Origin of the sequence: Rhizobium sophoriradicis, assembly GCF_025200795.1 — a bacterium.
Classification (GTDB): domain Bacteria; phylum Pseudomonadota; class Alphaproteobacteria; order Rhizobiales; family Rhizobiaceae; genus Rhizobium; species Rhizobium sophoriradicis.
Genome location: NZ_CP104152.1, coordinates 4066745 through 4081037, shown reverse-complemented (window position 1 = coordinate 4081037; position 14293 = coordinate 4066745). Strand labels below are relative to the sequence as shown.

Below are 14293 nucleotides of genomic sequence, written 5' to 3'. Positions count from 1 at the left end.
GAATTATCTCAGGGGCTTCTCGGGTCGTTGGAAAGCGCCGCGACGCCGACGATCTCGATGCCGCGCATGGATGCTTCCTCGCTCCATTTGGCGATAGCGTCGACACTTTCATCGAAAGCCGAGGCGATGCCGATCGCCTGGCCATTCTTGCGGGCGATGCGTTCGAGCTCGTCGAGCTTCTTCAGGATGGCGCTGATATCGAGCTGGCCGTCGAGCTGCAGGTCGGCAAAGGCATAGGGCAGTTCGGTGCCTTTGGCGACCGTCGCCGTTTTCGACTGCGCCGACGTGCCGTCGTCGAGGAACAGCAGGCCGCGCTTGCCGATATCGCGCATGACAGGTTCCATGGCGGCGGGGTCGGAGAGGAAACGGCCGCCGAGATAGTTCATGATGCCGGTGTAATTGGTGATCTCACCCATCGCCTTGTGCAGGTTCTCGATGTTGCGGGCCACCGGCTTCGAGGTCAGCAGCGTCTCCGGACCGGGATTATTGGCCGGATAATCAAATGGCTCGAGCGGCACCTGCAGAAGAATCTCGTGGCCGCCGCGGCGGGCCTCCTGCATCCAGCGCTGCAGGCTGTTGCCGCTTGCGGCAAAGGCGAGGGTGATTTCCTCCGGCAATTCGGCGATGGCGCGCTGCGTCCCCGTCTGGCTGAGGCCAAGGCCGCTGACGACGATGGCAATGCGGATGCCACGTGCGCCGGATGAGGGACGGGCATATTGGTCCATCGGCCGCCGGCCGTCGGGGCCGACGATCGGCAGCCTGCCAAAGGCGGTGTCTTCGAGCAGTGCTTCATTGGGTTGGGCTGCCATGCGCGGGTCCTGGCCGATCTGCATGGCATCGACCAGCACCGGTCCGCTGCCGTCGCGAGGGTGGGGACTGTATTTGGTGACGACGGAGCCATCACCGGTGATCATCTGTTCGACATTGGCGCCCGAGCGTGGATCGGCGCGGGGCATTCCGTCCGCCGCCTGGTCGGCAGCGGCCGTCGGCGGTTTGCCGGAAGCTTGGGTTGCGGCCTGTTCGGCCGTCGGCGGTTTGGCGCGCTCCAGCCCGTCGCCCCGAAAGGCGGTATAGAGAGAAAAGCCGCCTATCGCGAAAAGGCAGAGACTGGCAGCAATGCGGCCGAGGCGCAGCACGCCGGGACGCCGGCTGGCGGTTTTGCGGTTGCGCCCCAAAGGCGCATGCAGGTCCGTTCCCAATTTTCTCGCCCGCTCCAAAACCGGGAAACAGCATAAAGGGTCAAGGCCGGGCGAGTGCCCGGCCTTGCGACGATCGATTACTTGGCGACGACGGCCTTATCAGGGTTCGGCGGGAAGGCCGGATCGGTCTTCTTGCCGCGCAGAAGGTCGAGCGCGTAGTTCAACTGAACGTCATCCTTCGGATCCGGCGGCACGTAGGCAACGGAGCCCGAACCTTCATCGGTTTCGCTCTGACCCTTGATGTGGCCGCGCAGGCTGGATTCGCCTTCGGTCACCATCTTGCCCTGCAGTTCTTCCGGCAGCGGCTCTTCGACCTTGATGTCAGGCGTGATGCCGGTGCCCTGGATCGAGCGGCCCGACGGTGTGTAGTAGAGTGCCGTGGTCAAGCGCAACGCGCCGTTCTCGCCAAGAGGGATAATCGTCTGGACGGAACCCTTGCCGAAGGAACGGGTGCCGAGAACGGTGGCGCGGCGCAGATCCTGAAGCGCGCCGGCAACGATTTCCGATGCGGAGGCCGAACCGCCGTTGATCAGCACGATGACCGGCTTGCCGTCAGTCAGGTCGCCCGGGCCGGCATTGAAGCGGCGGGTTTCATCGGGATTGCGGCCGCGGGTCGAAACGACCTCGCCGCGCTGCAGCAGGGCATCAGAGACATTGATCGCCTGGTCGAGCAGGCCGCCCGGATTAAGGCGCAGGTCGAGGACGTAGCCCTTCAGCTTGTCGGCCGGAACGGTGTCCTTGATCTTCTTGATCGCCTTTTCCATGTCGGGATAGGTCTTCTCGGTGAAGGAGATGATGCGGAGGTAACCGACATCGTCCTCGACGCGTGATTTGACCGCCTGGACGGCGACGACGTCACGGACGATCGTCAGCTCGATCGGCTTGTCGGCGCCCTTGCGGATCAGCGTCAGCTTGATCGGCGTGTTGACGGCGCCACGCATCTTCTCGACCGCGTCTTCCAGCTTCAGGCCGCGCACGGACTGGCCGTCGATCTCGGAGATGTAGTCGCCAGCGAGAACGCCGGCCTTGGCGGCGGGCGTATCGTCGATCGGGGTGATGACCTTGACGAGCTCGTCTTCCATCGTGACTTCGATGCCGAGGCCGCCGAACTCACCCTTGGTCTGGGTGCGCATGTCCTCGGCGTCCTTCGCATTCATATAGCTCGAATGCGGATCGAGCGAGGAAAGCATGCCGTTGATGGCATTCTCGATCAGCTTGTCTTCGGCCGGCGGCGTGACGTACTGCGCACGCACGCGTTCGAAGACATCGCCAAATACCGAGAGTTCCTTATATGTAGAGGATCCGGCCGCTTCTGCCGGCACACCTGCCGAGTAAATGACGCTCATCGCGGTCGCACCCATCAATGCGCCGACCAGAACAAGAGAAGCCCTACGAATCATTGCGTGCCTTTCCAGTGTCCTTGGCGGTCCACCACGGTCGGGAATCGACCGGTTTACCGTCTTTTCGAAATTCAATGTAAAGCGTTGGCCGGTCCGTTTCCAGCGCCAATGCAGTTGCGCTTGCCACTCTTTTCGCCCCCATCACGGCGAGCGGCTCGCCGGCGAAAACGAATTTTCCCTGACGGGTATTGATCGTATCCATTCCCGAGAGAACCAGGTGATATCCGTCGCCCGCATCAAGAATGATCATCTGGCCGTAACTGCGGAAAACGCCGGCGAAAACCACCAAGCCATCTGCAGGCGCCGTCACCACTGTCTCCGGGTTGGTGGCGACGGTCATTCCCATGGCTTCGTGCCCGGTGCCGTCGGCGTCGCCGAACTGGCGCAGGATGTCGCCTGCCACGGGCAGCTCCAATTTGGCCCTCAATTCTCCGAAGGGATATGCGGGCGCAATGCGGTTTTTATCGGGCACGCCACTGTCGGCCAGAGCCCGCGCCTGAGCCCGCTGTTCGTCGGTCAGGAGCTTGCGGTTCTCCTCGGCCTGGCGGGCGGCGGCAGCCGCATCGCGCACGGAAGCGATCTCGGATTCCATCGACGCGACGAGGCCTTCCAGGCTGGTCGCCTTGCCCGCCAGCTCCTCCGAACGTTTCCTTTCGGCGGCCAGTTCGGCGGCGTTGCTGCGGCTGAGCTTGTCGTTTTCGGCAAGCAGCAGGTCCATGCGGCGCTCTTCCTCGATGCCATCGGTCATCGTCGCCGTCAGGCCGGCCTTTTCGGCCGCACTTGCCGTCTGCAGGGCGGCAAGGCTTGCAAGGTCTGCCGCGAGCTTGTCGGTTTCCTTGCGGATGCCGGGCACGACGGCGCCGAGAAGGATGGCGCTGCGCACGGAAGCGAGCGCGTCATCGGGAGTGACGAGCAAGGCTGGGGGCGGGTTGCGGCCCATGCGCTGAAGTGCTGCCAGTACCTCGGCCAGCAGGCCGCGGCGCTCATGCAGCGAACGGCGGATGCCATCCTGCTTGACGCCGAGATCGGCCAGCTTCTTCTCGCTTTCGAGGATCTGCTTTTCGAGCCCCTTGCGGCGGGCGGCGGAATCGATCAGCGCCTGGCGGATGCTCTCCGTGCTTTTTTCCAGATTGGCGATGCTTTGCTGGAGTTCGCTCACCTTGTCCGAGGAAAGACTGATGGATTTCGCCAGGGTTTCGAGCTCGGCGCGGGTCTGATCGCGTTTGGCGGCAAGTTCAGCGGCCGGATCGGGTGGCGGCGGCTCGGCTGCGGGCGGCTGCGCTGCAGATTGCGCCGCTTCCGGCGCGGCTTCCTGCGCCCGGACGGTGAAGGTGTTACCTGATACGACGATGACGGCGATACCAAAACCGGCCGCAAGGGCCGGCAGGATCATGCGGTGTCGCCTGGTTGGTGTCGTCGTCATGCGTGTCGGGGCACTCTTTCAAATCGCGCGGAGACTAAGCTGATTTGGCACGCTTTGCCAGAAAGTTCGCAGGCGAACGGCAGGCCAGGCGAAACACGGCTGCGTGACAATGCGACGCATCGTCAAAGGCTTGAGTTCCACGTGGAACACGTCAGACGCGATGATAGGGATGGCCGGACAGGATGGTGACGGCGCGATAGAGCTGCTCGGCGATCAGCGTGCGGACGAGCTGGTGCGGCCAGGTCATTTTGCCCAGGCAGAGTGTGGCGTCGGCCCGATTGTAGAGCGCGGGATCGAGGCCGTCGGCGCCACCGATCGCGATCATCAGCTCACGCTTGCCCTGGTCGCGATAGGCGCCGAGCAGATTTGCGAAGGCTTCGCTGTCGAGCGCCTTGCCGCGTTCGTCGAGAAGAATGAGGACGCTGCCTTCGGCAAGCGATTTCAACAGCATCGCCGCCTCCTCGCGTTTGCGGGTCTCCGCATTGGAAGCGCGGCTTTCGGCAACCTCGGCGATACGGGCAAGTTCGAGGCCGACCGCAGGGCCGGCCTTGGCGAAACGATCAAAATAGCGGGCCGCAAGATCCTTTTCGGGGCCGGATTTCAGCCGTCCCACCGCAAAAAGACCAACTCGCATTCACCCGCTCCCGCTTATGAGGCATCCGCGGCGCACAAAGCGCGCCCCCTGGCCGGCTTACAATGGTTCCCGGCCAGTCAATGCCACTCTCAGGTACCGGTCAGAATGCCGGCCCCGGCTGTCAGTGGCGTGTTTCTTCATCCATGTCAGGAGCCGCCCACATCTTTTCGATGTTGTAGAACTCTCGGATTTCAGGACGGAACACATGCACGATAATGTCACCGGTGTCGATCAGGATCCAATCGCCGCCCTCCTGACCTTCGACGCGGGCCGTACCGAAGCCTTCGTCCTTCAGATCGGTGAGCAGGTGGTCCGAGATCGCCATGACATGCCTGTTCGAACGGCCGGAGACGACGATCATGTAGTCTCCCAGCGCCGATTTTCCGGCAATGTCGATAGTGACGATATCTTCAGCTTTGGAGTCCTCAAGGCTGGCGAGGACGGCTTCTAAGGCGCGGGCAGCGGCATCGGCGCCACGTTCTGCGCTCTTCGGGACAACGGCGAGCGTTTTTCCCTTGGCGTGTACTGTTGTCAGTGCTTTCCCTTTCCTGGAATGACAAACCATGCACAACACGAAATCCGATCACGACCGGATATGGTTAAGATAGGCATCAAACCATTAATGTTTCAAGACGTGCTAACGTACGGAGCGGCGGAAAATCCGATCTGGCGACCGAATTGAACTATATTGCTGCCCCGCTGCTTGTCGGCGCGGTGTACAGTTTTCAGGCCGGAGCGTAAAGTGCGGGAAATTCCACCATCTGCAGATTCGAATGACCGATCCGGCCGCAAAACCACTCGTTCCCATCTTGCGAATCAGCTTCCCGGATGAGGATCGGCTCGGACGCGGCAAGATGGAGCTGCTGGAACATATCCGCGCAACCGGATCGATCTCCGCAGCAGGGCGGGCGATGGATATGTCCTATCGCCGCGCATGGCTGCTGGTCAGCGAGATGAACCGGATGTTCTGCGAACAGGTGGTGGAATCACAACGCGGCGGCCAGAAGGGCGGCGGTGCGGCGCTGACGCCGTTCGGCGAGCAACTGCTGGCGCGGTTTCGGCGGATGGAAAGCATTTTGCAAGCGAGCCTTGCCGAGGACCTTGCCTGGCTCGAGGCAAAGCGTAACCCGCGGCGGGATGGGCACGGCTAAGCCTCTAGAGCTTGATGCCGAAAAGTGTGAGCGGTTTTCGGACGACATCATGCTCTAAACCTTTAATTTAGAACAGGATTCAGATTTTAGGCCGACTAGGCCTAAAATCATCCTGTTCTAGGGCAACCGTCTTGATGACGGCGAAGACAATCTTGCCGGGTCGAAGGTCGAGGCGCTCGCAGGAGAGCGCGGTGACGCGCGAGAGGATGCTATCGCCGCCGCAGTCGAGCCGGATTTCAACCGTTCCGTCCGCATCCTGAAATAGCTGTTCGATCCTGCCTTCAACAATGTTGAGGGCACTGAGCCCCTCCGGTCTTGCCGTCGCCAGCATGACGTCGCGCGATGGGATGCGGATGCGGACCGGACTGCCGGGCGAGAGTGCCGCGCCGGGAATATGCAGCCGACCGGATTTGAGGGCGACGGTCGAGAGATGGTGCCGTGCGTCGAAGCTTTCGACGATGCCTTGCAGCAGCGCCCCCGCCTCTTTCCGGTCGAAGGCCGCAGAGGCGCGGCTCAAAATGTCGACGGCCGGGCCGACCGCCTCCACCCTGCCATCGCGCATGACCACCACTTTGTTTGCGAGCCGCGCCACCTCGGCGATCGAATGGCTGACATAGACGATCGGGATTTCGGTCTGATCCCGCAATCGCTCGAGATAGGGCAGGATCTCGGCCTTGCGCGCCTCGTCGAGGGCGGCCAGCGGCTCGTCCATCAACAGCAGCCGGGGCGAGCAGAGAAGGGCGCGGCCGATCGCGACCCGCTGCTTCTCGCCGCCGGAAAGTTTTGCGGGGCTGCGATCCAGCAGCGTCTCGATGCCGAGCAGGTCGACGACGTGATCGAAGCTCTCGCCGCCTGCAGGTCTTGGCGCGAACCAGCGGCCGTAGGAAAGATTGGCGCGGACGCTAAGATGCGGGAACAGCCGCGCCTCCTGGAAGACATAACCGAAATGACGGCGGTGTTTCGGAACGAAGCGGCCGGCTTTGGTTTCGGTCAGGGTTTCGCCGTCAAGGATAACGCGGCCCTCGTCCGGACGGGCGAGGCCGGCGATGATGCGGATCAGTGAGGTCTTGCCGGAGCCGGAGCGTCCGAACAGCGCGGTCACGCCGCCTTCGGATGTGAAGGCGGCGTCGAGAAGAAAGGCGCCGAGCCTCTGTTTTGCCTCGACGATCAACGTCATTCCGGATCAATCCTTCGGCCGGCGAAACGCGCGAGGAACTCGGAGGCGAGCAGGGCGGTCATGGAAATGAGGACGGCGACGAGCGTCAGCCGCAGCGCGCCGGCATCGCCGCCCGGCACCTGGGTAAAGGTGTAGATGGCAGATGACAAGGTCTGGGTCTCGCCGGGAATGTTGGAGACGAAGGTGATCGTCGCGCCGAATTCGCCCATCGCCTTGGCGAAGGAAAGGATCATGCCGGTGATGATGCCGGGCAGGGTCAGTGGCAGCGTGACCGTCAGAAAGACCAGGATCGGGCCGGCCCCCAGCGTTCCGGCCGCCTCCTCGAGCTTGCGGTCGACCGCCTCGATCGACAGACGGATGCTGCGCACCATCAGCGGAAAGGCCATGACGGCGCAGGCGAGTGCCGCACCCGTCCAGCGGAAGGAAAAGACGATGCCGAAATGCTGATCGAGCAGGCTGCCGATCGGGCCGCGGCGGCCGAACAGGATGAGAAGAAGAAAACCGGTGACAACAGGGGGCAGGATCAGAGGCAGGTGAACGATGCCATTCAACACCGACTTGCCCCAGAAGCGGCCCCGGGCAAGCAGCAGGGCGACGAGGATGCCAAAGGGCAGGCTCGCCAGCATGGCGACGACCGAGACGCGCAGGCTGAGCAGGATCGCCGTCCATTCTTCATCGCTCAGGCCGAACATATCCAAACGCAGTTGTCTCCCTGGAAAATCCGGTCACCCGATTGCCCCTCATCCGCCTGCCGGCACCTTCTCCCCGCTTGCGGGGCGAAGGGGAGCAGCCGCAACCCTTCCGTCTCTTGCCAACGTGTCGCTGGGCACGTCCCCTCGCCCCGTTTACGGGGAGAGGGTTAGGGTGAGGGGCGGCTTCACGCTAAGCTGTCACTATCGATTCCGCAATCAATTCAGCCCATCATTTCAAGACAGTAAATCCCTGCGCCGTGAAGAAGCCGGCTGCCTTATCGGATTTCAGGAAGTCGAGATAGGCTGCGGCGTCCGGGTTCCTGCTCTCGGCAAGAATTGCGACCGGATAGATGATCGGCGGGTGGGAATCGGCGGGGAAGGTGCCGACGATGGCGACACCCTTATCGGCCGTCGCGTCGGTCTGGTAGACGATGCCATAGGGCGCCTCGCCGCGGGAGACCAGGGCAAGGGCGGCGCGCACGCTTTCGGCGCCGGCGACCTTGGTTTCGACCGATGTCCAGACACCGAGCTTTTCGAGCGCGGCCATGGCGTATTTGCCGGCCGGAACCGATTTCGGCTCACCCATCGCCAGCTTGCCGTCACCGAGCAGACCGGCAAGATCGAAGCCCTGCTTGATCTCGACCGGCTTGGCCTTGTCCTTTTCGGCAACGAGCACGATCCGGTTTCCAAGCAGGTTCGTGCGGCTGTCGGCCTTGATCAGATTCTTCTTGGCAAGGTAATCCATCCAGTCGAGGTCGGCCGAGATGAAGATATCGGCAGGGGCCGCGTTTTCGATCTGTTTCGCGAGCGCGCCGCTTGCCGCATAGGAAGTAACGGCTTGCTTGCCGCTTTCCTTCGCCCAGGCGGCATTGGCGGCATCGAGCGCGTCCTTGAGGCTTGCTGCGGCAAAGACAGTCAGCTTTTCGGCGGCTTCTGCCTTAGTCGGCAGCGCTGCCGCGCCAAGCCAGGAAGCCGCGATCGCGGCGGTTGTCAGTTTCATCCATTGGCGGCGGCTGTGCATGATTCCTTCCCGCGGTTCGAAATATCTTCATGGATATAACGGCGCTTGGGTTCTGGCCAGAGATATATCCAAGGAAATATAACCCTGTTGTCTGGAGATGAGGATCCACGCGTTCTTGAAGCGCATGGCTGTTCCTAGAGTAGGAGATTCGGCGGTAACGCCTTTGCCTGGGAAAGCCGACGACTGACCACCAGACCGGCCGTGACAATGGCCATTTTCGTTCCGCCTTGCTGATAAAATCGGCAACAGTCGAAGCCTCTCGGCCTCAGTGTTGCATCGTCAGCATTGCTGCATTGCACAAATCGATATTCATCTTCCGGCGGAATATGGTACAACACACTCATCGACACGGCTTCTCCTCCTCCCATAGCCGTTCGATCGGGTCGACAACACTCCTCCTCCCAGTTGTCGATCGAGTTTATAAGCCCGACGGATCCTCCCCCGTCGGGCTTTCTCGTTTCCGGGATTTCCCTAAAAATCAGTCTATTCGGCGCTGTCCGGTTGCGCGCCGTTGCGGATTGCCGTCGAGCTCAGGCCGGACCGTGGTCCGTGGATGAAGGTCCAGGCCGGTGCCCGCTTCTTCCAGAGCACGCGCGCGTCATCCTCGTCGACGCGGGCAAAATCGAAGGTCCGCGTCATCTTCGAGGAGAGGTAGGAGAGTGTCGCGCCCGGCCGGTCGATCACGGCGATCGGGAAAGTGCGGGCGATCTCCTGCCACTTCTGCCATTTGTGAAAGGTCTGCAGGCTGTCGGCGCCCATGATCCAGATGAAATGTACATGCGGATTGCAGGCCTTGATGCGGGCAAGCGTATTGGCGGTGTAGCTGACGCCGAGCGCCTGTTCGAAAGCGGTGACCTTGATGCGCGGATCGGCGGCGATACGTTCGCTTTCGGCAATGCGTTCGGCAAGCGGTGCGAGCTGGTTGCGGCTCTTCAATGGATTGCCCGGGGTCACCATCCACCAGAGCTGGTCGAGGCCGAGCCGCTTGATTGCGATCTCGGCAACAAGCGCGTGGCCCTGATGCGGCGGGTTGAACGAACCGCCGAACAGGCCGACGGCCATGCCGCGTTCGCTGTGCGGCATGCGGAGGTAGCGCCGATCCAGATTTTCTGTCGTCACGTCAAGGTCGGGTCTGTCCGGCACCGCGCACCCGGTATTTGAAGGAGGTGAGCTGCTCGACGCCGACGGGGCCGCGCGCATGCATCTTGCCGGTGGCGATGCCGATCTCCGCGCCCATGCCGAACTCACCGCCATCGGCAAATTGCGTCGAGGCATTGTGCAGCAGGATCGCCGAATCGACTTCGGTGAAGAAACGCTCGACCACCGCCGGGTCCTCTGCGATCACGGCCTCGGTGTGGTTCGACGAATAGGTCTGAATATGGGCGATCGCGCCCGATATGCCGTCGACGACCGCGACCGAAATGATCGCGTCGAGATATTCGGTCGTCCAGTCCTCCTCGGTCGCCGGCTTGATGCCGGGAGCGACCTTCAGCACCGTCGCGGAGCCGCGGATCTCGCAGCCTGCTTCGGTGAGAACCTCAAGCAGCGGCGTCAGATGCGTGCCGATCGCGGCACCGTCGACGAGCAGGGTTTCGGCCGCGCCGCAAATGCCGGTGCGGCGCATCTTGGCATTGACGACGATCTGCTTCGCCATCTCGATATCGGCGGAGGCATCGACATAGATGTGGCAAAGACCTTCGAGATGGGCAAAGACCGGCACGCGGGCCTCGCTCTGCACGCGGGCCACCAGGCTCTTGCCGCCGCGCGGCACGATGACGTCGATCGCGCCGTCCAGGCCGCGCAGCATGGCGCCGACGGCAGCGCGATCGGTGACCGGAACCAGCTGGATAGCATGCTCTGGAAGGCCGGCGGCCTTCAGGCCCTCAACCAAGCAGTCATGGATAGCCTGCGATGAACGGCGCGAATCCGAGCCGCAGCGCAGGATCACGGCATTGCCCGCCTTGAGGCAAAGGGCGCCGGCATCGGCGGTGACGTTCGGCCGGCTTTCGAAGATGACGCCAATGACGCCGAGCGGCGTGCGGACGCGCTCGATCTTCAGGCCGTTCGGCCGATCCCAGGCGGCGATGACTTCGCCGACCGGATCGGCAAGGGCGGCGATGGCGCGGATTCCCTCGGCCATCTCGGCGACGCGCTTGTCGTTCAGCGTCAGCCGGTCGACGAAGGAGGCGAGCATCTCGCTGCCTTCGATGTCCTTCAGGTCCTTGGCGTTCTCGGCAAGGATATGCGCCTTGTTCGCGAGGATCGCGTCGGCCATGGCATTCAAGGCGCTGTTCTTCGCCTCGGTGGACGCAGAGCCCAACGGTCGCGCGGCAGCCTTGGCCTTGCGGCCGATGTCGATCATCAGCGCGTCAATGTCAGGGCTTAGCGCAACGGTATCAAGCATAGCTCGCGTCCTTTTTCTGCCTTTCCGATTTCTGTCTGATCTGTGCGGTCATCACCATGTCGTCGCGATGGACCATGGCGGCGCGCCCGGCATAGCCTAGGATTGCCGCGATTTCGGCCGACTTGCGGCCGGCGATCCGACGGGCGTCCTCGGCATCGTAGCTCACCAGACCGCGGGCGATCTCGCGACCTTCAGGGCCGATGATCGCCACCGTGTCGCCACGGCTGAAGAGGCCGGAAACGCTGCGCACACCGGCGGGAAGCAGGCTCTTGCCGGCCCCGAGGGCGGTGACGGCGCCGTCATCGACATGCAGTTCTCCGGCCGGCTGCAACTGCCCGGCAATCCAGGTTTTGCGGGCGGTCACCGGCGTGCCCGACGGCGCGAACCAGGAGGAGCGGGCGCCGTTTTCGATCGCCGACAGCGGGCTATCGGTCTTGCCGGAGGCAATGATCATGGCACAGCCCGAGGTCGTGGCGATCTTGCCGGCATCGATCTTGGTGCGCATGCCGCCGCGTGAAAGCTCGGAAGCGGCGCCGCCGGCCATCGCCTCGATGTCAGGGGTGATTTCGGCGATCGTCTCCAGGAAGGCCGCATTCGGATCGAGATGCGGCGGAGCGGTATAAAGGCCGTCGATATCGGAGAGAAGGATCAGCAGGTCGGCGCCAGTCATGGTCGCGACGCGGGCCGCCAGCCGATCATTGTCGCCATAGCGGATTTCGCTGGTCGCGACCGTATCGTTCTCGTTGATAATAGGCACGGCGCCGATTTTCAAAAGCTGGTTGATGGTGGCGCGCGCATTGAGATAGCGGCGGCGCTCTTCGGTATCGCCGAGCGTCAACAGGATCTGGCCGGCGACGATTTCGTCGCGCGACAGGCTTTCCGACCAGGCACGCGCGAGCGCGATCTGGCCGACGGCAGCGGCCGCCTGGCTTTCCTCGAGCTTCAGCGCGCCGGAAGGCAGGTCGAGCACCGAGCGGCCGAGCGCGATCGCGCCCGAGGAAACGACGAGCACATCGATCCCCTTGGCCTTCAGCCCCGCAATGTCGGCACACATGGCATGGAGCCAAGCCTTTTTCAGCCCGGCCTTGCGGTCGACCAGGAGGGCCGAGCCGATCTTGATGACGATGCGGCGGTAGCGGCCGAGCGGCTTACGGCTGGTCATCGGCCTCATCCTCGCCCTCGTCGGAGACGATCATGTCGCGATGCCTGAGCTTCGGCACCTTGACCGGCTTTTCCTCGGCATTTTCTTCGACGATGATATCGCGCAGCGCCCGTAGCACCTCGGTCATGCCCTTGCCGGTGACGGCCGAAATCAGGAACGGCGTCTTGCCGCAGGCCTTGGCCAGCTCTTTCGTCTTCTTTTTCAGTTCGGCCTCGTCGAGCACGTCGATCTGCGAGAGTGCCACGATCTCCGGCTTGTCGGTGAGATCGTTGCCATAGGCTTCGAGCTCGTGTTTGACCGTCTTATAGGCTTTGCCGACCTTTTCCTCCTGCGCGGAGACGAGGTGCAGCAGCACGCGGGTGCGCTCGACATGGCCGAGGAACCGATCGCCGATGCCTACACCTTCATGGGCGCCTTCGATCAGGCCGGGAATGTCGGCCAAGATGAATTCCCGTTCGTCGATGGTGGCGACGCCGAGATTGGGATGCAGCGTGGTGAAGGGATAGTTGGCGATTTTCGGCCGGGCGCGGGTGACGGACGCGAGGAAGGTCGATTTGCCGGCATTGGGCAGGCCGACGAGGCCGGCATCGGCAATCAGCTTCAGGCGCAGCCAGATGGTCTTTTCCTCGCCGGGCAGGCCGGGATTGGCCCAATCCGGCGCCTGATTGGTCGAGGTCTTGAAATGGGCGTTGCCGAAGCCGCCGTTGCCGCCACGGGCGAGGCAGTAACGCTGGCCTTCGACGGTGAGGTCGCAGATCAGCGTTTCCCGGTCTTCCTCGAAGATCTGGGTGCCGACAGGGACCTTGAGCGTCACGTCACTGCCATTGGCGCCGGTGCGGTTCCTGCCCATGCCATGGGTGCCGATCGTCGCCTTGAAATGCTGCTGGTAGCGGAAATCGATCAGCGTATTGAGGCCGTTGACGGTTTCCACCCAGACATCGCCGCCGCGTCCGCCGTCACCGCCATCGGGGCCGCCGAACTCGATGAATTTCTCGCGCCGGAAGGAGACGCTGCCCGCGCCGCCGTCTCCGGATCGGATATAGACCTTTGCTTCGTCGAGAAATTTCATTTTACTTCCAGTATCCGGTGGCAGTTGGACGGCCCGTCTTGGCCCATTCGATATAGGCGGTTCCGACGGAGGTCAAAGATTATCGTGAATTTTGCGAGCTATAACATACAGTACGGCTTCGGTCTCGACGGCAGATACGATCTCGCGCGCATTGCCCGGAGCCTCGAAGGCGCCGACATCATCGCGCTGCAGGAGGTGACCCGCGGCTTCTCGCGCAACGGCTTTGCCGACATGGTGGCCGACATCGCCGCCTTCTTTCCCGACCATTTCTGGGTGTATGGGCCGGCCTGCGACCTGCATGTCGAGGCTGATCGCAGCAAGCCCGCGCAGGCACCCGGCACCCGCTTCCAGTTCGGCAATATGGTGCTGTCGCGCTGGCCGATCGCCTCGACCCGGACGCTGCTTCTGCCGCGCAGCCGCACGATGGGCAAGATCAACCCGCAGCGCGGCGCGACCGAGGCTGTCATCACAGTGCCCGAGGGCGCGATCCGCGTCTACTCCGTCCATCTCGACCACGTTTCTCCAGACGAACGCATCCGCCAGCTGCAATTTTTGAACGCGCATATCAATGCTTTCGTCCAGGAGGGCGGGTCGCTGACCGGGGCGGCCGAATTCGATCTGCCGGAACCGCCGCTGCCGGAGGATTACGTCATCATGGGCGATTTCAACATGGAGCCGGAATCGCCGGAATATAGCGCGCTTGCCGGTGCTGCCGGCGGATATTACGGCCGGGTCGCCCGGATCGGCACGCCGGTCGACGCCTTTGCGACGCTCGAAGCCTACCGCCCCGAGAGCTACAGCTGGATGGACCCCGAGGATCACGGCAAACGCATGCATCTCGATTATTGCTTCGTCAGTTGCGGCCTCGTGAGCCGGTTGAAATCCGCCCGGATCGACACGCAATCCGTCGGCTCCGATCATTTCCCGCTCTGGGTCGAGGTCGGCGATTGACCGAGACGCC

General features: G+C 62.8%; 14 protein-coding genes. 2 read left to right on the top strand and 12 right to left on the bottom strand.

The genetic code is table 11. The features are described from left to right. Positions 1–8: 8 nt before the first annotated feature. The 5 genes from N2597_RS19960 to rsfS all read right to left on the bottom strand — a co-directional run bounded on the left by N2597_RS19960 (position 9) and on the right by rsfS (position 5221). Positions 9–1199, bottom strand: coding sequence for a divergent polysaccharide deacetylase family protein (locus tag N2597_RS19960; RefSeq protein ID WP_183597879.1), 1191 nt, complete (start codon positions 1197–1199; stop codon positions 9–11). Between the two features lie 77 nt (positions 1200–1276). Further along, the gene (locus N2597_RS19955) at positions 1277–2599 is read right to left on the bottom strand and encodes a S41 family peptidase (protein WP_003543943.1); all 1323 of its coding nucleotides are present in this window, start codon (positions 2597–2599) and stop codon (positions 1277–1279) included. After that, positions 2589–3992 carry a murein hydrolase activator EnvC family protein gene (locus N2597_RS19950; RefSeq protein WP_077992384.1) on the bottom strand — a complete coding sequence of 468 codons (1404 nt, stop codon included), beginning with the start codon at positions 3990–3992 and terminating at the stop codon, positions 2589–2591. The genes N2597_RS19955 and N2597_RS19950 overlap by 11 nt, the downstream gene beginning before the upstream one ends. Positions 3993–4173: 181 nt before the next feature. Beyond that, entirely contained in the window at positions 4174–4656 is a 483-nt protein-coding gene (gene rlmH / locus N2597_RS19945; protein ID WP_009990313.1) for a 23S rRNA (pseudouridine(1915)-N(3))-methyltransferase RlmH, read from the bottom strand. A 121-nt stretch (positions 4657–4777) separates the two neighbouring features. Continuing rightward, entirely contained in the window at positions 4778–5221 is a 444-nt protein-coding gene (gene rsfS, locus N2597_RS19940) for a ribosome silencing factor (RefSeq protein ID WP_038692036.1), read from the bottom strand. 208 nt (positions 5222–5429) lie between these two features. On the opposite strand from rsfS, the gene N2597_RS19935 reads away from it, so the two are divergent. Then, positions 5430–5807, top strand: coding sequence for a winged helix-turn-helix domain-containing protein (locus tag N2597_RS19935; RefSeq protein ID WP_010051473.1), 378 nt, complete (start codon positions 5430–5432; stop codon positions 5805–5807). 79 nt (positions 5808–5886) lie between these two features. Here N2597_RS19935 and modC read toward each other — a convergent pair whose 3' ends face one another. The 7 genes from modC to obgE form a co-directional block, all read right to left on the bottom strand. Next, positions 5887–6984, bottom strand: a complete 1098-nt coding sequence (modC, locus tag N2597_RS19930) for a molybdenum ABC transporter ATP-binding protein (protein WP_106797014.1) — start codon at positions 6982–6984, stop codon at positions 5887–5889. After that, on the bottom strand, positions 6981–7682 hold the full coding sequence (gene modB / locus N2597_RS19925) for a molybdate ABC transporter permease subunit (RefSeq protein ID WP_077992380.1): 702 nt from the start codon (positions 7680–7682) through the stop codon (positions 6981–6983). Before modB ends, modC begins: the two co-directional genes overlap by 4 nt. 223 nt (positions 7683–7905) lie before the next feature. Then, the gene (modA, locus tag N2597_RS19920) at positions 7906–8697 is read right to left on the bottom strand and encodes a molybdate ABC transporter substrate-binding protein (protein ID WP_077992378.1); all 792 of its coding nucleotides are present in this window, start codon (positions 8695–8697) and stop codon (positions 7906–7908) included. Positions 8698–9180: 483 nt separating this feature from the next. Next, positions 9181–9780 (bottom strand): nicotinate-nucleotide adenylyltransferase, encoded by a 600-nt coding sequence (locus tag N2597_RS19915; RefSeq protein ID WP_106797013.1) that lies wholly within the window; start codon positions 9778–9780, stop codon positions 9181–9183. Positions 9781–9817: 37 nt separating this feature from the next. Next, positions 9818–11101: a glutamate-5-semialdehyde dehydrogenase gene (locus tag N2597_RS19910; protein ID WP_183597875.1), complete on the bottom strand. Its 1284-nt coding sequence runs from the start codon at positions 11099–11101 to the stop codon at positions 9818–9820. Beyond that, positions 11094–12263 (bottom strand): glutamate 5-kinase, encoded by a 1170-nt coding sequence (gene proB, locus N2597_RS19905; RefSeq protein ID WP_183597873.1) that lies wholly within the window; start codon positions 12261–12263, stop codon positions 11094–11096. Before proB ends, N2597_RS19910 begins: the two co-directional genes overlap by 8 nt. After that, positions 12250–13332, bottom strand: coding sequence for a GTPase ObgE (gene obgE, locus N2597_RS19900; RefSeq protein ID WP_077992372.1), 1083 nt, complete (start codon positions 13330–13332; stop codon positions 12250–12252). The genes proB and obgE overlap by 14 nt, the downstream gene beginning before the upstream one ends. Positions 13333–13416: 84 nt before the next feature. On the opposite strand from obgE, the gene N2597_RS19895 reads away from it, so the two are divergent. Continuing rightward, complete coding sequence (locus tag N2597_RS19895) at positions 13417–14283, top strand: endonuclease/exonuclease/phosphatase family protein (protein ID WP_183597871.1); 867 nt, start codon at positions 13417–13419, stop codon at positions 14281–14283. Positions 14284–14293: the final 10 nt, after the last annotated feature.